General features: G+C 74.6%; 17 protein-coding genes. 10 read left to right on the top strand and 7 right to left on the bottom strand.

The window, feature by feature from the left end; genetic code table 11:
- The first annotated feature begins 23 nt into the window (after positions 1-23).
- From dapB to GA0074696_RS25390, 3 genes are all read left to right on the top strand, one after another.
- The gene (gene dapB, locus GA0074696_RS25400) at positions 24-797 is read left to right on the top strand and encodes a 4-hydroxy-tetrahydrodipicolinate reductase (protein WP_088963409.1); all 774 of its coding nucleotides are present in this window, start codon (positions 24-26) and stop codon (positions 795-797) included.
- 100 nt (positions 798-897) lie between these two features.
- Complete coding sequence (locus tag GA0074696_RS25395; protein ID WP_088963408.1) at positions 898-1,821, top strand: helix-turn-helix domain-containing protein; 924 nt, start codon at positions 898-900, stop codon at positions 1,819-1,821.
- Positions 1,822-1,933: 112 nt separating this feature from the next.
- The gene (locus GA0074696_RS25390; RefSeq protein WP_088963407.1) at positions 1,934-2,404 is read left to right on the top strand and encodes a GNAT family N-acetyltransferase; all 471 of its coding nucleotides are present in this window, start codon (positions 1,934-1,936) and stop codon (positions 2,402-2,404) included.
- A 44-nt stretch (positions 2,405-2,448) separates the two neighbouring features.
- Here the strand turns inward: GA0074696_RS25390 and GA0074696_RS25385 are convergent, their stop codons facing one another.
- The 3 genes from GA0074696_RS25385 to GA0074696_RS25375 form a co-directional block, all read right to left on the bottom strand.
- Positions 2,449-2,829 carry a VOC family protein gene (locus tag GA0074696_RS25385; protein WP_088963406.1) on the bottom strand — a complete coding sequence of 127 codons (381 nt, stop codon included), beginning with the start codon at positions 2,827-2,829 and terminating at the stop codon, positions 2,449-2,451.
- Positions 2,830-2,986: 157 nt separating this feature from the next.
- On the bottom strand, positions 2,987-3,997 hold the full coding sequence (locus tag GA0074696_RS25380) for a sigma-70 family RNA polymerase sigma factor (RefSeq protein ID WP_088963405.1): 1,011 nt from the start codon (positions 3,995-3,997) through the stop codon (positions 2,987-2,989).
- 59 nt (positions 3,998-4,056) lie between these two features.
- Entirely contained in the window at positions 4,057-4,638 is a 582-nt protein-coding gene (locus GA0074696_RS25375; RefSeq protein ID WP_088963404.1) for a GNAT family N-acetyltransferase, read from the bottom strand.
- 34 nt (positions 4,639-4,672) lie between these two features.
- Here GA0074696_RS25375 and GA0074696_RS25370 point away from each other — a divergent pair, with 34 nt between their 5' ends.
- Positions 4,673-5,986 (top strand): glycosyltransferase 87 family protein, encoded by a 1,314-nt coding sequence (locus GA0074696_RS25370; protein WP_088964806.1) that lies wholly within the window; start codon positions 4,673-4,675, stop codon positions 5,984-5,986.
- On the opposite strand, the gene GA0074696_RS25365 is transcribed toward GA0074696_RS25370, so the two are convergent.
- Positions 5,885-6,436: a GNAT family N-acetyltransferase gene (locus GA0074696_RS25365; RefSeq protein WP_088963403.1), complete on the bottom strand. Its 552-nt coding sequence runs from the start codon at positions 6,434-6,436 to the stop codon at positions 5,885-5,887. The two genes, GA0074696_RS25370 and GA0074696_RS25365, sit on opposite strands and share 102 nt — an antisense overlap.
- A gap of 78 nt (positions 6,437-6,514) precedes the next feature.
- On the opposite strand from GA0074696_RS25365, the gene GA0074696_RS25360 reads away from it, so the two are divergent.
- The 6 genes from GA0074696_RS25360 to GA0074696_RS25335 all read left to right on the top strand — a co-directional run bounded on the left by GA0074696_RS25360 (position 6,515) and on the right by GA0074696_RS25335 (position 13,849).
- Positions 6,515-7,744 (top strand): winged helix-turn-helix domain-containing protein, encoded by a 1,230-nt coding sequence (locus GA0074696_RS25360; RefSeq protein WP_088963402.1) that lies wholly within the window; start codon positions 6,515-6,517, stop codon positions 7,742-7,744.
- Positions 7,734-8,438, top strand: coding sequence for a DUF2752 domain-containing protein (locus GA0074696_RS25355; protein ID WP_407940512.1), 705 nt, complete (start codon positions 7,734-7,736; stop codon positions 8,436-8,438). Before GA0074696_RS25360 ends, GA0074696_RS25355 begins: the two co-directional genes overlap by 11 nt.
- 165 nt (positions 8,439-8,603) lie before the next feature.
- On the top strand, positions 8,604-9,341 hold the full coding sequence (gene thyX, locus GA0074696_RS25350) for an FAD-dependent thymidylate synthase (RefSeq protein WP_088963401.1): 738 nt from the start codon (positions 8,604-8,606) through the stop codon (positions 9,339-9,341).
- A 53-nt stretch (positions 9,342-9,394) separates the two neighbouring features.
- On the top strand, positions 9,395-10,321 hold the full coding sequence (gene dapA / locus GA0074696_RS25345) for a 4-hydroxy-tetrahydrodipicolinate synthase (protein WP_088963400.1): 927 nt from the start codon (positions 9,395-9,397) through the stop codon (positions 10,319-10,321).
- A gap of 52 nt (positions 10,322-10,373) precedes the next feature.
- Complete coding sequence (locus GA0074696_RS25340; protein ID WP_088963399.1) at positions 10,374-12,062, top strand: ribonuclease J; 1,689 nt, start codon at positions 10,374-10,376, stop codon at positions 12,060-12,062.
- A 188-nt stretch (positions 12,063-12,250) separates the two neighbouring features.
- Positions 12,251-13,849 carry a S1 family peptidase gene (locus tag GA0074696_RS25335; protein ID WP_088963398.1) on the top strand — a complete coding sequence of 533 codons (1,599 nt, stop codon included), beginning with the start codon at positions 12,251-12,253 and terminating at the stop codon, positions 13,847-13,849.
- Positions 13,850-14,137: 288 nt separating this feature from the next.
- Here GA0074696_RS25335 and GA0074696_RS25330 read toward each other — a convergent pair whose 3' ends face one another.
- From GA0074696_RS25330 to GA0074696_RS25320, 3 genes are all read right to left on the bottom strand, one after another.
- Positions 14,138-14,965 (bottom strand): isocitrate lyase/PEP mutase family protein, encoded by an 828-nt coding sequence (locus GA0074696_RS25330; protein WP_088963397.1) that lies wholly within the window; start codon positions 14,963-14,965, stop codon positions 14,138-14,140.
- Between the two features lie 62 nt (positions 14,966-15,027).
- On the bottom strand, positions 15,028-16,632 hold the full coding sequence (locus GA0074696_RS25325; RefSeq protein ID WP_407940511.1) for a type III secretion system chaperone family protein: 1,605 nt from the start codon (positions 16,630-16,632) through the stop codon (positions 15,028-15,030).
- A complete protein-coding gene (locus GA0074696_RS25320; protein WP_088963396.1) occupies positions 16,629-17,108 on the bottom strand; it encodes a YbjN domain-containing protein in 480 nt (159 codons plus the stop codon). The genes GA0074696_RS25325 and GA0074696_RS25320 overlap by 4 nt, the downstream gene beginning before the upstream one ends.
- Positions 17,109-17,214: the final 106 nt, after the last annotated feature.

Here is a 17,214-nt window from a genome sequence, read left to right as displayed (position 1 = left end):
CCGATTGGGATAGGTTGTGCCCCGTGACTGACGAGCAGGAGAAGGGCCTGGACGAGCCGATCCGGGTCGGCGTGCTGGGTGCCCGGGGCCGGATGGGCGTCGAGGTGTGCAAGGCGGTTGACGCGGCCTCCGACATGGACCTGGTGGCGATGGTCGACCAGGGCGACTGGCTGTTCAACGCCTCCGACGCGGGCGCCGAGGTGGTCGTCGACTTCACCACCCCGGACGTCGTCATGGACAACCTGCACTGGTGCATCGACCAGGGCATCAGCGCGGTGGTCGGCACCACCGGCTTCACCGAGCAGCGGATCGAGCGGGTGCGCGGTTGGCTGGAGCGCAAGCCGGGCGTCGGCGTGGTGATCGCCCCGAACTTCGGCATCGGCGCGGTGCTGATGATGCAGTTCGCCGCGCGGGCCGCCCGGCACTTCGAGTCCGTCGAGATCATCGAACAGCATCACCCGCGCAAGCTCGACGCCCCCAGCGGCACCGCCACCCACACCGCCCGCCGGATCGCGCAGGCGCGCGCCGACGCCGGTCTCGGCCCGTCGCCGGACGCCACCTCGGACGAGGTGCCGGGTGCGCGCGGCGCCGACATCGACGGGGTACGCGTGCACGCCGTGCGGGCCACCGGGCTGGTCGCCCACCAGGAGGTGCTCTTCGGCACCATCGGCGAGACGCTGACCATCCGGCACGACTCGTACGACCGGGCCTCGTTCATGCCGGGCGTGCTGCTGGCCGTCCGCGCGGTGCGTACCCGCCCGGGCCTGACCATCGGCCTGGACTCGCTGCTCGACTGAGCGTCCGCCCGGCCGGCCCGTGCCGCGGGCCGGCCGTGGCGCCGGCAGGTGCGCAACGGCGGTCAAGCGCGCCGGCCACCCTCGGGTGCAGGCTGTTCGCATGACGACGACGGACGAACTGGCCCGCATCCTGCACTGGGTGCAGGTGGGCGTGGAGGATCCCGCCGTCAGCCCGGCCGCGCTGGCGGCCCGGGCGCACCTGTCCCGGTTCCACTTCGACCGGCTGGTCGCGGCGGCCACCGGGGAACCACCCGGCGCGCTGCGCCGCCGGCTGCTGCTGGAGCGCGCGGCGCACCGGCTCACCACCACCGACCGGACCGTCCTCGACGTCGCCGTCGAGGCCGGGTACGGCTCGCACGAGGCGTTCAGCCGCGCCTTCCTGCGCTCCTACGGCGCGTCGCCGACACTCATCCGGCGGCGCCGGCCACTCACCTTCCGCGAGCTGGAACTGCCCTGCCCCAGCGGCGTGCACTTCCAGCCCCCCGGTGGCCTGCGGCTGCCGGGCACCCACGAGGAGACCGCCATGGACGTGTTGCAACATCTCGTCGACCACCACGTCGCCACCCTGTCCGCCGTCATCGAGCGGGCCGCCACCCTCGACGACGAGGTGCTCGACCGGCCCGTCACCGTCTCGGTGGAGACCATCGACGACCGACCGACCCTCCGTTCCCTGATCAACGCCATGGTGACCCAGGAGGAGCACTGGCTGTCGGCGTTGCGCGGGGGCGACTGGCCCGACGAGAGCGACCGGTCGATCGCCGGGCTGTCCGCGCGGCACGAGGCGGCCGGGCGGGACTGGCGGGCCTTCGTCGCCCGGACGCTCGCCGACGGCACGCTGGCCGACACCTTCGTCGACACCACCTGCTCGCCGCCGACCACGCACACCCTGGGCGGCGCCATCGGACACGTGATCACCTTCGCCGCGGTGCGCCGCACCCTCGCCATCGGGGCCCTGCGCACCGCCGGCATCACCGACCTCGGGGCCGGTGACCCGCGGCCGTACCTGGACGCCCGGGCGAACTGAGCCGGACGGTCGACGGCTCACCCGGCCGTGCCCTGGGCGCCGGGCCGGGTGAGCACGACCGGCCGGGTGAAACAGCTCGTCACCCGGTCGGCCCGGACCTAGGCTCACCGTCATGATCGATTCTGGGCTGCGCGACTCGGCCGGACGCCACATCACGCTGCGGCCGGTCGACGACGACAACTGGCGGGACGTCGCCGACGTGGCGCCCCGCGACGACCAGCGCGCCTGGGTACCCGCCCTGGCCGCCCGTTACCTGGTGCTGACCATGCGCTCCGACGGGTGGACCTCGCTGGCCGTCTACGCCGACGAAACGGTGGTCGGACACGCCATGTGGGGCGTCGACGAGGACGGCTCCCGCTGGATCGGCGGCATGGTGATCGCCGCCGACGAACAGGACCGGGGCGTCGGTCGGGCCACCGTCCGTACCCTGGCCGACTGGCTCGCCGCACAGGACGGCGGCAGCGTGGTCCGCCTCTCGTACCACCCCGACAACGCCCCGGCGGCCCGCCTCTACACCTCCCTCGGCTTCGCCCCGACCGGTGCCGTGGAGGACGACGAACTCGTCGCCGAGCTCGCCTCCTGACCCCGTCGGCCACGAGGCGCCGACGACGCGCAGGCCCACCGGGGTCAGCCCTGCGCGAGCACCGACAGGATGTTGCCGGCCGGGTCGGTGAACCAGGCGATCGTCGGCCCGTTGCCGCGCATCACGCCCTTCTCGTCCTGCCCCAGCCCCTCGTAGCGGACGAACCGCACGCCCCGCGCGGTCAGCTCGTCCACGGCCCGGTCGACGTCCGGCACCGGGAAGTTCAGCACGGTGTGCCGGGCCGGCTCGTGGTCCGCCTTCGGGTACACGAGCACCGGCCGGTCCCCGGCGATGTGCAGGGTCAGCAGGCCGCCCATCTCGTCGTCGCGCGACACCCGCAGGCCGAGGGTGTCGGCGTAGAACTGCTGGGCGCGGCCGATGTCGTCCACCGAGAAGGAACTGAACGCCAAGGTGTCCGTGAACATGCTGGTCTCCGTTCCTGCGTGGCCGGCGGCACGATCGTCGCCGGGTGGCTGCCGTCCCGGTCATGGTCCTCCGCCGACGGGGCGCTGTCCTGGGATGGACTCCGGCGCCGGCCGGAATTCATCGGTCCGGACACCGGCCCCGTCGGCGGCGTACCGCTCAGGGCAGCCGGTCGGGCAGGCCGAACAGCGGGAAGAGCTGCGGCTGGAGGAAATGGGTGAGCCGGGTGATCCGACCGCCGGAGGACTCCACCAGCTGGATCGAGAACGCGCGGTGGCCGCCGGCCGGGTCGGGCCGGAACTGCGCGAGGGCCGGCCCGCCGTTGGCGGCCACCGGCAGCAGCCGGGAACCCCGGCAACCGGCGCCCGGCCCGCTCAGCCACCGGCCGATGTCGGTCGGCCCCCGCAGCCACAGCGGATACGGCGGCATGGTCTGCACCGCGTCCTCGCGCAGCAGCGCCACCAGGGCGTCGATGTCGTACCGCTCGAAGACCTGGACGTAGCGGTCGAGCAGCTCCCGGTGCTCCCGGTTGAGCGCGGGGGCCGGCGCGGTCGCCGCCCGGTCGGCCATCGTGGCCCGGGCCCGCTGCACCGCGCTGGTCACCGCGGCGACGGTGGTGTCGAGCAGCTCGGCGACCTCGCCGGCCCGCCAGCGCAGCACGTCCCGCAGGATCAGCACTGCGCGCTGCCGCGGCGGCAGGTGCTGCAACGCGGCGACGAAGGCCAGCCGGACCGACTCGCGGGTCACCGCCAGCTCGGCCGGGTCCGCCGGCAGCACGACGGCGTCCGGCGCCGGGTCCAGCCACTCCCGGCCCGAGCCGGGCGTGCCGAGCGACGCCGCCACCGGCGCGGACGGCACCCCGAGATCCATCGGCAGGGCCCGCCGGCCCTGGCCCCGCAGCAGGTCCAGGCAGACGTTGGTGGCGATCCGGTAGAGCCAGGTGCGCAGGCTGGACCGCCCGTCGTAGCGGTCGAGGCCGCGCCAGGCCCGCAGCATCGTCTCCTGCACCGCGTCCTCGGCGTCGAAGACCGAGCCGAGCATCCGGTAGGCGTAGCCGGTCAGCTCGACGCGGAACCCCTCCAGGCCGCCGGGGTCGGCCGTCGGGCGCCCGCCGGGCACCGGGTCGGCCGGGTTCGAGCCCGCGTCGGGTCTCGCCGTCGCTGCGGTCATACGGCCACCGTAGGCGAGGCCCCCGACACCGGTGACCGACGGCGCGCGCCGGCCGCCGCTCAGTCGGTGGGAACCGGCTCGGTCGGGACCGCGACGTGCAGCCGGAGCTGGGGTACCAGCATGTCGTCGACGTCCAGCGCCCGCGCCGCGCCGTCCGGCTCCCAGCCGGTGGAGGTGAGGAACTTCCGGGTCGCCTCGTCGCCCTCGAACGCCCAGGCCACCGCCCGGTCGAAGCCGTCGGTACGCCACAGGTCCACGGTGGCCGCGAGCAGCCGGCTGCCGTGCCCGCGCCGGCCCCAGCGGGGCTCGACCAGCAGGTCGGTCACCGCCGCCACGCCCTCGGCCAGCGCGTCGGCCGGCTCACCGGGGGCGAGCGCCTCGGCGTCCGCCGGACCGGAGGCGGCGAACCCCACCAGATAGGATTGCTCGGCCTGTTCGACGGCGACCAGCACCCGGTGTGCGCCGGAGGGCGGCTCCTGCACCGCCGCGCTCCACCGCCGGGCGAGCCATGCCTCGTCGAGGTTGTCGAGCACGTGCCGGGGCAGGATCCGGCGATAGGCGACCCGCCAGGTCGCGAGCTGGATGCGTGCGATCTCGCCGGCGTCCTCGGGACGCGCCGGGCGGACGTACCCCATGGCCATGGGCGAAAGCCTACGCAGGGCGGGAGTGACGATGGTGGCGCAGGGTGCCAGGCGGACGGCCGCGCAGGTCGTCGGGGTGGTCGCGCTCGCCGTCGTGGTGACGGCCTTCCTCTCCGTGGCGGCCGTCCGGCACGGCTTCTTCGACCTCAAGGTCTACTACGGCGCGCTGACCTTCTGGGCGCACGACCACGGCGAGATCTACGACTACCTCAAGCCCGGCACCCAGTACGGCTTCACCTACCCGCCGTTCGCCGCCCTGGTGATGCTGCCGATGGCGTACCTGCCGTGGCCGGCGGCGATCACCGTCAGCGTGGCCGCCAGCGTGGTGGTCAGCGCGGTGTTCATCTGGTGGCTGCTCGACCCGGTCTCCCGCCGGGCCGGCTGGTCCCGCTGGTTCACCCTGGCCGTCGCGCTCTGCCTGGCCGTCGCGTACGAGCCGATGCGCGAGACGATCAACTTCGGCCAGGTCAACATGCTGCTGCTCTTCCTGGTCGGCCTGGACCTGCTGCGGCTGCTGCCGGCCCGCAGCCGGTGGGCGGGCGTGGGCATCGGGCTGGCCACCGCGATCAAGCTGACCCCGGGCGTCTTCATCGTCTACCTGCTGATCACCCGGCGCTGGCGGGCCGCGTTCACCTCGATGGTCGCCGCGGTGGTGGCGACCCTGCTCGCCGCCGCGCTCTTCCCCGACGCCTCCCGGGAGTTCTGGACCGCGTCGCTGTGGAACACCAGCCGGGTGGGGGAGTTGGCGTTCGTCTCCAACCAGTCGTTGCGCGGGGTGGTGGCCCGGCTGGACCCCGACCACCCGAGCACCCTGGCCTGGCTGCTGCTGGTCCTGGCCACCCTGGGAATCTGGGCCTGGCGGTCCCGGGCGGCGGTGGCCGTCGGCGACGAGGCCACCGGGCTGGCGCTGACCGGCGCGCTGATGTGCCTGGTCAGCCCGGTCACCTGGGTGCACCACCTGGTCTGGCTGATCCCGGCGCTGATCCTGCTGGTCGACAACGCGGTGGCCGCGCCCGCGCACGGTCCGCGGCGGCGCGCCCTGCTGGCCTTCGCGATCATCGCGTACGGGCTGCTGATCAGCCGGATCGTCTGGGCCTGGGAGAAGGACTTCACCGGCCTGGACGGCTTCCTGGGCAGCAACACCTACGTCTGGATCAGCCTGGCGCTGCTGGTGCTGCTGCCGATCCGGCGCTGGGCCGTCCCGGCCGCCGCCGGTCCGGCCGCCGGGCGTCCGGAGCCCGCCGGGTCAGCCGTCGAGCCGACCGGCGTACCGCAGCTCGTCGAGCCGGACCGGGGGAAGCCCACCGGCGAGCGGCACCGGGTAGGTGGACCGCTCGCCGTCCGCTGACAGCCCGGCCCGCTCGTAGAAGCGCCGGGCCCGGGTGTTCTCGGCCAGCACCCAGAGCCGGTACTCCCGCCAGCCCCTGCTCGCCAGGCCGTCGCGGGCCGCGGCCAGCAGCGCCCGCGCGGTGCCGTCGCCCCAGTGCGCCGGCTCCACGTACGTCGCCAGCACCTCGCCGTACGCCGGGTCCAGGTTGTCCCGGTCCTGGTTGTTGCGGTACGGCCCGAAGGTGACGAACCCGGCGGGCACCCCGTCGACCTCGGCGAGCAGCGTGGTGAACGGGTGCTCCGGGTCGGCGGTGCCGAGGTCCCGACGCCGTTGCGCCCAGGCCACCGGGTTGAGCCGGCGCAGCACCTCGTCGGGCATGATCCCGGCGTAGCCGGCCTGCCAGCCGTGGATGTGCACCCGGGCGATCGCCTCGGCGTCCTCGGGCTCTTCGGGGCGGATGGTGAGCATGTGTCCGTTCTATGCCTCGCCGGGCGTCCGGTCCAGCGTCCGCTCCGGCGTCGTACCGCTGGTTTAGGGTGCCCGACGATGGCCGTACCGGAATCACTCTCCCTCGCCCAGGCCCGGCGGGTGGCGCTGGCCGCCCAGGGCTTCGCCGACCCGGCGCCCACCGGCGTGCCCACCCGGCGACACCTGCGCCGGGTGCTGGACCGGGTCGCATTGATCCAGATGGACTCGGTCAACGTGCTGCAGCGGGCGCACTACCTGCCGCTCTACAGCCGGCTCGGGCCCTACCCGACGGCCCTGCTCGACACCGCCGCCTACCGCCGCCCCCGCGAACTCTTCGAATACTGGGGCCACGAGGCGTCGCTGGTGCCGGTGGGGCTGCACGCGGCGCTGCGCTGGCGGATGGCCAAGGCCCACTCCGACGCCTGGGGCGGCATGCGGCGCATCGCGCAGGAGCAGCCCGAACTCGTCGCCTGGGTGCGCGACGAGGTGGCCGCCCGGGGGCCGCTGACCGCCGCCGAGATCGAGCACGACGCGCCCCGGGAGACCGGCAACTGGGGGTGGAACTGGTCGGCGGTGAAGCGGGCCCTGGAGTTCCTCTTCTGGGCCGGCGAGGTGAGCGCCGCCGACCGGACGACCTCCTTCGCCCGCCGCTACGACCTGCCCGAGCGGGTGCTGCCGGCGGCTTCCCTGGCCGCGCCCACCCCCACCGACCCCGAGGCGTACCGCACGTTGGTGTCGGTGGCCGCGCGGTCGCTCGGGGTGGCCGCCGAGCCGGAGCTGCGCGACTACTTCCGGCTCCCGCTGGCCGGTGCCCGGCAGGCGATCGCCGAGCTGGTCGAGGCCGGTGAGCTGCGGCCGGTGACGGTACAGGGCTGGCGGCAGCCGGCCTGGCTGCACGCGACCGCCCGGCTGCCCCGGTGGGTGCGCGGCAACACCCTGGTCAGCCCCTTCGACCCGCTGGTCTGGGAGCGGGCCCGCACCGAGCGGCTCTTCGACTTCAGCTACCGGATCGAGATCTACGTACCCGCGCCGCAGCGGGTGTACGGCTACTACGTGCTGCCGTTCCTGCAGGGGGAGCGGTTCACCGCGCGAGTGGACCTCAAGGCCGACCGGCAGGCGGGGGTGCTGCTGGTGCCGGCCGCCTGGATCGAGCCGGGCGCCGACCCGGGAGAGACCGCCGTCGCGCTCGCGGCCGAGCTGTACCGACTCGCCGGCTGGCTCGGTCTGGACGCGGTGGCCCCGCCGGTCGCCGGGGATCTCGCCGATCCGCTGGCCGCCGCGTTGAAGGGCGTGGCCGGTGTACCGTGAGCGCGTGACGAGCGTGGACGGGTCGGCGGGTCAGCCGGGTCAGCAGGTGTCCGACACCAGCGCGCCGCAGGCAGCACCGCCCGGCGCGGTGGCCGCCCCGCACGCCGACGCCGCCCCACCCGCCGAAGCCCCTCGGGGTGCGGGTGTCGCGCACGGCGCGGGCGACCCGCACGGGCACGCCGAGGGCGCCTGGGCGCACGACGGCCCGTCCGCCGCCTGGCCGCCCGGCGCCTACCAGCAGGTCGAGCCGGACCGGCTCACCCGGTTCGTGCTCCGGGTGCACGCGCGCTCGCCGCGCTGGGCCGCGCCGCTGGCCGCGCTCGGCTGCGTCGGCATCGGGATGGCGTACGCGCTGGTCAGCGACCCCACCCGCAGCGACCCGGACGCCGCCCCGAGCTGCCTGCTCAAGCTGACCACCGGCCTGGACTGCCCGGGCTGCGGCGGCACCCGCGCCCTCTGGTACGTGCTGCACGGCGACCTGCCCGCCGCCGCCCGGCACCAGTTCCTCTTCGTGTTCGCGCTGCCCTTCCTGGCGTACCTCTTCGTGGCGTGGGCCGGGAAGCAGGCCTTCGGCTGGCGCCTGCCCGAGCTGCGGATCAGCTCGCCGGTGATCGCCGGGTTCCTCGCCGTCTGGCTGGCCTTCTCGGTGGCGAGAAACCTGCCCTGGGCCCCGTTCACCGCGCTCTACGTCTGACCTTCCCGCACCCCGCCGCACGGTGCGGTCTGCGAGATCTTGGACACTTGTCGTTCCCCCGGACCGGAAACTGTCCAAGATTCGCAGCTCACGGCCGGTGTCGAAGGCGGGAGGTCAACTTTCGCGCACCGGTGCGGGGCAACTACAGTCCCAGGAATGCCGGAGATGGTGCAGCCCCAGGTCAAGCTGATCGCATGGACCCAGTTCCAGGCCCCGGACGACGTGCCGTGGTCGACCGACGCCGACGGCGGTCAGGCCCTGGCGGAGTTCGCCGGCCGGGCCTGCTACCAGAGCTGGAAGAAGCCGAACCCGGCGACCGCCACCAACGCCGGCTACCTGGCGCACATCCTCGAGGTGGGCCACCTGAGCGTGCTGGAGCACGGCTCGGTGAGCTTCTACTTCACCGGGGTCTCCCGCTCCTTCACCCACGAGCTGATCCGGCACCGGCACTTCTCGTACTCCCAGCTGTCCCAGCGCTACGTCCCGGAGCGGGACGCGGCGATGGTCGAGCCCCGGGCGATCGCCGAGGACCCGGAGCTGCACAAGAAGTTCGTCGAGGCCGCCGAGGCGAGCGTCCGGGCGTACACCGAGCTGCTGGAGGGGCTGGAGCAGCGCTTCGTCGACGAGCCGAACCCGACGCTGCGGCGCAAGCAGGCCCGGCAGGCGGCCCGGGCGGTGCTGCCCAACGCCACCGAGACCCGGATCGTGGTCACCGGCAACTACCGGGCCTGGCGGCACTTCGTCGCCATGCGCGCCACCGAGCACGCCGACGTGGAGATCCGCGAGCTGGCCGTGGAGTGCCTGCGCCAGCTCCAGCAGGTCGCCCCGAACGTCTTCGCCGACTTCGTCATCTCCACCCTGCCCGACGGCACCGAGGTGGCGACCAGCCCGCACGCCGAGTGAGTCCTGAGCCCTTCCCCACCGGTGCTCCGGTGGTCGTCCGCTAGGTTGTGAACATGACGCACGACCACCCTGCCGCCCCCGATCGGGGCGCGTCCCGTCCGTTCGGGCGACTGCTCACGGCCATGGTGACCCCGTTCACCGACGACGGATCGCTGGACCTGGACGGTGCCGTACGGCTCGCCGCCCACCTCGTCGACGAGCAGGGCAACGACGCGTTGGTGCTCAACGGCACCACGGGTGAGTCGCCGACCACCACCGACGCGGAGAAGGAGACCCTGATCCGGGCGGTGGTGGAGGCGGTCGGCGACCGGGCCAAAATCGTCGCCGGGGTGGGCACCAACGACACCCGGCACACCATCGAGCTGGCCGCGTCGGCCGAGAAGGCGGGCGCGCACGGCCTGCTGGTGGTGACCCCGTACTACAACAAGCCGCCGCAGAGCGGGCTGCTGCGCCACTTCACCGCCGTCGCCGACGCCACCGGGCTGCCGATCATGCTCTACGACATCCCGCACCGGGCCGGGGTGGCCATCGCCACCGACACGCTGGTGCGCCTCGCCGAGCACGGCCGGATCGTCGCGGTCAAGGACGCCAAGGGCGACCTGACCGCCACCAGCTGGGTGCTCAGCCGCAGCGACCTCGCCTTCTACAGCGGGGAGGACGCGCTCACCCTGCCGACGCTGGCCGTCGGCGGGGTCGGCCTGGTCGGCACGTCCACGCACTTCATCGGCGTGCCCGCCAAGCAGATGATCGAGGCGTTCGACGCGGGGGACACGGCGAGCGCGCTCGCCCTGCACCGGCGGCTGCTGCCGCTGCTCACCGGGATCTTCCGTACCCAGGGCGTGATCCTGGTGAAGGCCGGCCTGGCGGCCAAGGGCCTGCCGGCCGGTCCGGTGCGGCCGCCGCTGGCGGACGCCACCGCCGACGAACTCGCCCAGCTGCGCGCCGACTGCGCCGCGGTGGGCCTGGAACTGCCCAAATGATCGAACGACACGACGGACGCCGGGTAACGGCGTCGCAGAATGAGGTGGACGCGTGACCGAGGCGCACATCGAGGGTGAGCTGCCCCCGCCGCTGCCGGAGGGCGGCCTGCGGATCATCCCGCTCGGCGGGCTCGGCGCCATCGGTCGGAACATGACCGTCTTCGAGTACGACGGCAAGCTGCTCGTCGTCGACTGCGGGGTGCTCTTCCCCGACGTCGAGCAGCCGGGCGTCGACCTGATCCTGCCGGACTTCGGCCCGATCCTGGACCGGCTGGACGACGTCCAGGCGATCGTCCTCACCCACGGTCACGAGGACCACATCGGCGCGGTGCCGTACCTGCTCGCCCACAAGCCGGACATCCCGCTGGTCGGCTCCCAGTTCACCCTGGCCCTGGTCGAGGCGAAGCTGGCCGAGCGGCGGATCCAGCCGTACACGCTGACCGTGCGGGAGGGCGGCCGGGAGCGGCTGGGCCCGTTCGAGTGCGAGTTCTTCGCGGTCAACCACTCGATCCCGGACGCGCTCGCGGTGGCCATCCGCACCCCGGCCGGGCTGGTGCTGCACACCGGCGACTTCAAGATGGACCAGCTCCCGCTGGACGGCCGGATCACCGACCTGGCCGGCTTCGCCCGGCTCGGCGCGGAGGGCGTCGACCTGCTGCTGTCGGACTCCACCAACGCGGAGATCCCCGGCTTCGTCACCCCCGAGCGGGAGATCGGGCCGGTGCTCGACTCGATCTTCGCCAAGGCGCGGGGGCGGATCATCGTCGCCTCGTTCGCCTCGCACGTGCACCGGGTGCAGCAGGTCTTCGACTCGGCGATCGAGCACGGCCGCAAGGTGGCGCTGATCGGCCGGTCGATGGTGCGCAACATGGGCATCGCCCGCGACCTCGGCCTGCTCAACATCCCGCCCGGCCTGGTGGTCGGGCTGGAGGAGGCCACCACGCTGCCGCCCGAGCAGATCCTGCTGATGTCCACCGGCTCCCAGGGCGAGCCGATGAGCGCCCTCGGCCGGATGGCCAGCGGCGACCACCGGCACATCACCATCGCCCCCGGCGACACGGTGGTGCTGGCCAGCTCGCTGGTGCCGGGCAACGAGACCTCCGTCTACCGGGTGATCAACCGGCTGGCCCGCGCCGGCGCGGTGGTCGTGCACAAGGACGTGGCCAAGGTGCACGTCTCCGGCCACGCCCCCGCCGGTGAGCTGCTCTACCTGCTCAACATGGTCCGCCCGAGCAACCTGATGCCGGTGCACGGCGAGTGGCGGCACCTGCGGGCGCACGCCCGCCTCGGCGTCGAGTCCGGCGTTGCCGCCGACCGGGTGGTGCTCTGCGAGGACGGCGACGTGGTCGACCTGGTCGAGGGCCGGGCCAGCCTGGTCGGGCACGTGAAGAGCCGCTACGTCTACGTCGACGGGCTCGCCGTCGGCGATGTCAGCGAGTCGCTGCTCACCGAGCGGCGGATCCTCGGCGACGGCGGCTTCATCGCCACCACCGTGGTGGTCGACTCGGTCACCGGCAAGGTGGTCGGCGGCCCCACCCTCTCGGCGAAGGGCTTCTCCGAGGACCCGGAGGCGTTCAACCCGGTCGTCCCGCTGGTCACCGAGGCGCTCAACCGGGCCGCGGCGGACGGCATCACCGACCCGCACCAGCTCCAGCAGATCGTCCGGCGCACCGTCGGGCGCTGGGTCAACGACAAGTACCGGCGCCGTCCGATGATCGTCCCGACGGTCGTCGAGGTCTGACCCACCGGCTCCGCACGCCGGTCCACCGTCCGCGGTGGGCCGGCGTCGTCGTGTCCGGGTACGCCCCGGCGAGTGACCGCCCGGACACGCTGCGCTGAAAGGTCCGGTTCCGAGTCAACCGATCGGCCGTCGTCTCCGTACTCCGTTCCGGCAGGCGTACCCCGCGCCGGCCGGGAGGAGCTTGGCGGATGGACCGCAGACGGATGACAGCCATCGGTGTCGTGGTGGCGGCGGCGGGATTGACGGCGGCGGTGACCCTGCCGTCGTTCGCCGGTGAGAACGCCGCCCCGCGAGCCGGTGGACCGGCCGGGGCGAGCGCCACCGGCGGGGTGGCCCCCGAGGTGCTGGACGCGATGAGCCGCGACCTCTCGCTCAGCCGGGAGCAGGCGGTACGGCGGTTGGCGGCCGAGCGGCGGGCCACCGGCACCCTCGGCCGGCTGCGCGCCGAGCTGGGCCGGGCGTACGGCGGCAGCTGGCTCAGCGCGGACGGCGCCACGCTGACCGTGGCGGTCGCCGACCCGGCGCAGGCGGCCCGGGTCCGCGCCGCCGGCGCGGTGCCGAAGGAGGTCGACCGCGGCGTGCGGGAGCTGGACGCGGTCAAGGGCCGGCTCGACTCGGCCGGTGGCCGGGCCACCCCGGACATCGCCGGCTGGTACGTCGACGTCGCCACCAACTCCGTGGTGGTGCTCGCCAAGCCGGGCGCGGAGGAGGCCGGACGCCGGTTCGCGGCGGCGACCGGGGCGCCGGCCGGGGCGGTACGGGTGACCGCCTCCACCGAGTCGCCCCGGCCGCTGTTCGACGTGCGGGGCGGTGACGCGTACTTCATCAACAACGCCGGCCGCTGCTCGGTCGGCTTCTCCGTGGCCGGCGGCTTCGTCACCGCCGGGCACTGCGGCCGGCCGGGCGACCGCACCACCGGCGCGAACCGGGTCGCCCAGGGCACCTTCGCCGCCTCCTCTTTCCCGGGCGACGACTGGGCGTTCGTCCAGGTCAACAACCAGTGGACGCCGCAGGGCGTGGTGAACGACTTCAACGGCGGCACGGTGCCGGTCAACGGCTCCACCGAGGCCCCGGTCGGCGCCTCGATCTGCCGCTCCGGCTCCACCACCGGCACCCGCTGCGGGGTGGTCCAGGCCAAGAACGCCACCGTGAACTACCCGGAGGGCACGGTCACCGGGCTCACCCGGACCGACGTCTGCGCCGAGCCCGGCGACTCGGGCGGGGCGTGGCTCTCCGGCGACCAGGCGCAGGGTGTCACGTCCGGCGGGTCCGGCGACTGCACCGCCGGCGGCATCACGTTCTTCCAGCCGGTCAACGAGATCCTCCAGCGCAACAACCTGACCCTGGTCACCGCGGACAGCCGGTCGGCCCCCGCCGAGCCGCCCGCCGGCGGCGAGGCCACCGCCCCGCCGGCGACCGCCGCCCCCGCCGCCCCGCCGGCGACCGCCGCCCCTACCGCCCCGCCGGCCGGCGGCTCCCCGGTCTGCACCGGTGACGTCAGCCGCTCCGGCGCCATCGCCGCCGGCCGTTCCCAGGCGCAGCCCGACGGCCGCTGGTTCGTCGCCGACGGCGGCGCGCAGAGCGCCTGCCTGGACGCCCCCGACGGCGCCCAGCTGGTGCTGGAACTCCAGCGCTGGACCGGCACCAGCTTCCGGACCGTCGCCCGCACCGCCACCGCCGACGGCGTCGCGCGGCTGGAGGCCGAGGGCTCGCCCGGCGCCTACCGCTACCGGGTCACCGCGCTGAGCGGCTCCGGCCAGTACACCCTCGCCTTCTCAGCGACCTGACCCACCCCCGACCGCGGCCCCCGACCCCCACCGCCCGGTGGTCGGGGGCCGCCCCGCGTCCCGCCCCCATGGCCGCACTTTCCGAGAAAGCGTGGCTATGGCGCGCGGAATAGCCACGCCTTCTCGGAAAGTGCGCGCCGGGGTGGGGCCGGACGGTGCGTCGGGCGGGTGGCTCCGCCCGTGTCGCCGTGCTTCGAGATGGCCGCTTTTTCCGAGAAAGAGTGGCTGTGGCGCGCGGAATGGCCACGCTTTCTCGGAAAGTGCGCGCTGGGTGGGGGGGTGGGGGGCTCAGCGGAGCAGGGCGTTCAGTTCGCCGTAGGAGGTGGCGGGGGTGAGGGCGGTGTAGGTGCCGCCGGTGAGCGCCTCGGTGGCGGCGCGCCGGACCAGGCCGTACGCGGCCTCGGCCAGCGACGAGCCGAGGCTGACCCGGGCCACGCCCAGCTCGGCCAGGGTGGCCACGGTGGTTGCGCCCGGGCCGGCGAGCACGTTCACCGGTCCGTCCACCCCGGACACCAGCGCGGCGATGCTCTCCACGTCGACCACCCCCGGCACGAAGACGCCGTCCGCCCCGGCCGTCAGGAACGCCTCGGCCCGGCGCAGGGTCTCGGCGAGTCGCTGCGCCGGGTCGCCGACCGCCCGCAGGTAGGTGTCGATCCGGGCGTTCACGAAGAGCGCCACCCCGGCGGCCTCGGCGGCCTGGCGGGCGGCGGCGATCCGGGCGCACTGCTCCGTCGTGGGGCGCAGCCGGGTCGGGTTGGCCGGGTCGGCGTCCTCGATGTTGATCCCCACCGCGCCGGCGGCCAGCACCTCGGTGACGGTCCGGGCGACGCCGGCCGGATCGGCGGCGTACCCGTCCTCGATGTCGGCGGTGACCGGCACCGTCACCGCCGCGGCGATCCGGGCCAGTGGCGCGAGCGCCCGGCTGCGGTCCAGCGCCCCGCCGTCGGCGACACCCAGGGCCCAGGCGATGCCGGCGCTGGTGGTCGCCACCGCCGCGGCCCCGCACTCCTCGACCAGGCGGGCGCTGGCCACGTCCCACGCGTTGGGCAGGACGAGCGGTGTACCGGGCCGGTGCAGGGCGCGCAGGCGGGCGGCCCGCTGCTGTGGTGTCGTCATGCGGCAAGTCCACCAGCGCGGCGCGTCGGCGTCCGGCGGCTTTCGGACCTCACCCGCGCCGGTCAGGGCAGCGCGGCGACCGCGTCCGCGTACGCGACGCCGGTGGCGACCGCCGCGTCGACCAGGACGCCGAGCTGCGCCGGGGCCACCCCGTGCTCCAGGTCGGTGGTCACGTCGCCGGCCAGCACCAGCTCGCCCTCGCCCAGGTCGTGCACGTACGCCTTCGGCAGCAGCCGGTCGTGGTTCCAGGCGTTGCAGAACTCGTACGCTTCGGTGAGGCGGGACGCCGGCAGTCGCCGCGCCGCCACCACCCGGGCGTGCAGGATCTCGCCGCGCCGCCCGACCTGCCGGAACTGGATCACCGCCTCGTGCCAGCGCCCGACCACCACCCCGCCGGCGTCCACGGCGTAGACGTCACCCCGGCGGTCGAGCACCGAGATGATCATCGACAGGCTCAGCGGGGCCAGCTCGTCGGCCGCCGGGGTGAAGGGCGCGTCGGTAGCCGGGTCGTCGCCGGTCTCCTCGTCGGGCAGCGGCACCGGCGTGGCCAGCGGCCGGTCCGCCAGCCAGGAGGCGATCCGGCCGGACTGGTGCCCGGTGCCGTTGCGCGCGTCGAAGCTGCCGGCCAGCCCGGTGGCCAGGGTCAGCAGGTCGGTACCGAGGGTCTCCACGTCCACCTCGGCCGCCGGCCGGCCGCCGTGCGCCGGGCGGTGCACCCGCCGCCCGACCAGCCCTGCCTCGGCGGCGAGGGCGCAGACCAGCGCCCCGGCGGCGGCGAACTCCATGGCGGACAGGTCGTCGTACGGGTGGTCCAGCCGGGGCAGTTGCTCGGCGAGGATGTCCAGCCCCCGGCCGGGGTGCCCGGCCAGTGCGCAGAAGCGCAGGTGCGCGGCGAGGTACGGGAAGGCCCCCCGCTCCCGCCGGTGCCGCCGGTACGCCCGCAGGTGCGCCTGCCCGGCCCGCTCCGCCCCGCCGGTGCGCAGCCACGGCAGCAGCGCCACGGCCAGCGCCCGCTCGGGCGAGTCGGTGCAGTCCACCGCGCCGTCGAGGACGGGACGCAACGTGGCCAGCGCCGCCTCGTCGTCGCCCCACCCGGCGAGCAGCTCCGCGCGGCGGGCCGGCAGGCAGCCGGGACAACCGGCGGTCGGGTCGGGCTCGGCGGCGGCCCAGTCGTCGTACCGGCGGCGGGCGGTGGGCTCGTCGCCGAGGTGGTCGGCGAGCCGGCAGCGCAGCTGGGCGACGAGCCCGCTCCGCTCACCGGCCCGCCGCGCCAGGTCGTCGAGGAGGGCGCGGGCCTGGTCCAGGCCGACCCGCGGGGTGCCGACCGCCGCCTCGACCGCGTAGCGCTGGTGCCGGCGCAGCAGCTCGGCGTCGCCGAGGCGTTCGGTCAGCAGGCCGGGAGACCGGTCGACGGCGGCCAGGCAGCGCCGCACCGGCTCGGCCAGCCGCCACCGCTCCCCGTGCAGCAGGTACGCCTCGACCAGCGCGAACCGGGCGTCCAGCCCGGAGTGCGCGTCGCCCAGCGCGTCGGCCCGGGCGGCGATCCGGTCCAGCTCGGCGAAGCGGGCCTCGCCGTCGGGCATGTCCCGGGCGTCGGCCAGCGCCGCGACCAGCTCCGGGACGCGGCCGGTCAGCCCCCGCCCGACGGGCTCGCCCCGGCCGGTCACCGGGTCGTCCCGCCGGGAAGCTGGGCGACGGCGGCGGCCAGTTGGCAGCCGGTGGAGATGCCGCAGTCGAGGAGCTGGTCGAGCTGGTGCGGGGTCACCCCCCGTTCCAGGTCGGTGATCACCTCGCCGCAGACCCGGGCCACCCCCTCGTCGTCGACGTGCACGAACGCCTTGGGCCAGAGCCGGTCGTGGTTCCAGGAGTTGCAGAAGGCGTAGAGCGTCGGGACGTACTCGATGCCGAAGGCCGGGGCGGCCATGGTGCGGACCTGGAGCAGCTCGCCGGCCTCGCCGGGGCGCAGGAACCAGATGAGGTTGTCGTCCCAGCGGCCGACCAGGTCGCCGTCGGCGTCGGCGGAGAACGCGTACCCGCGGTTGCCGAGCACCGCGGCGATCAGTTCGCCGGTCAGCGGCCGCAGGGCCTGCGGGTGCCCGGCCAGGGGGTCGTCCGGACCGTCCTCGAAAGCAGGCGACGCCATCGGGCATCCCTTCCTGAGGCAAATAACACGTCTGGGGGCGTGGTCCGTGCTGCGACGCGCGGACACGACCCGGAAAAGCGGCGATCTCCCGGGTCACGCCGTTACG

The organism is Micromonospora purpureochromogenes (assembly GCF_900091515.1).
Lineage (GTDB): Bacteria > Actinomycetota > Actinomycetes > Mycobacteriales > Micromonosporaceae > Micromonospora > Micromonospora purpureochromogenes.
This window is presented reverse-complemented; position numbering and strand designations above follow the sequence as displayed.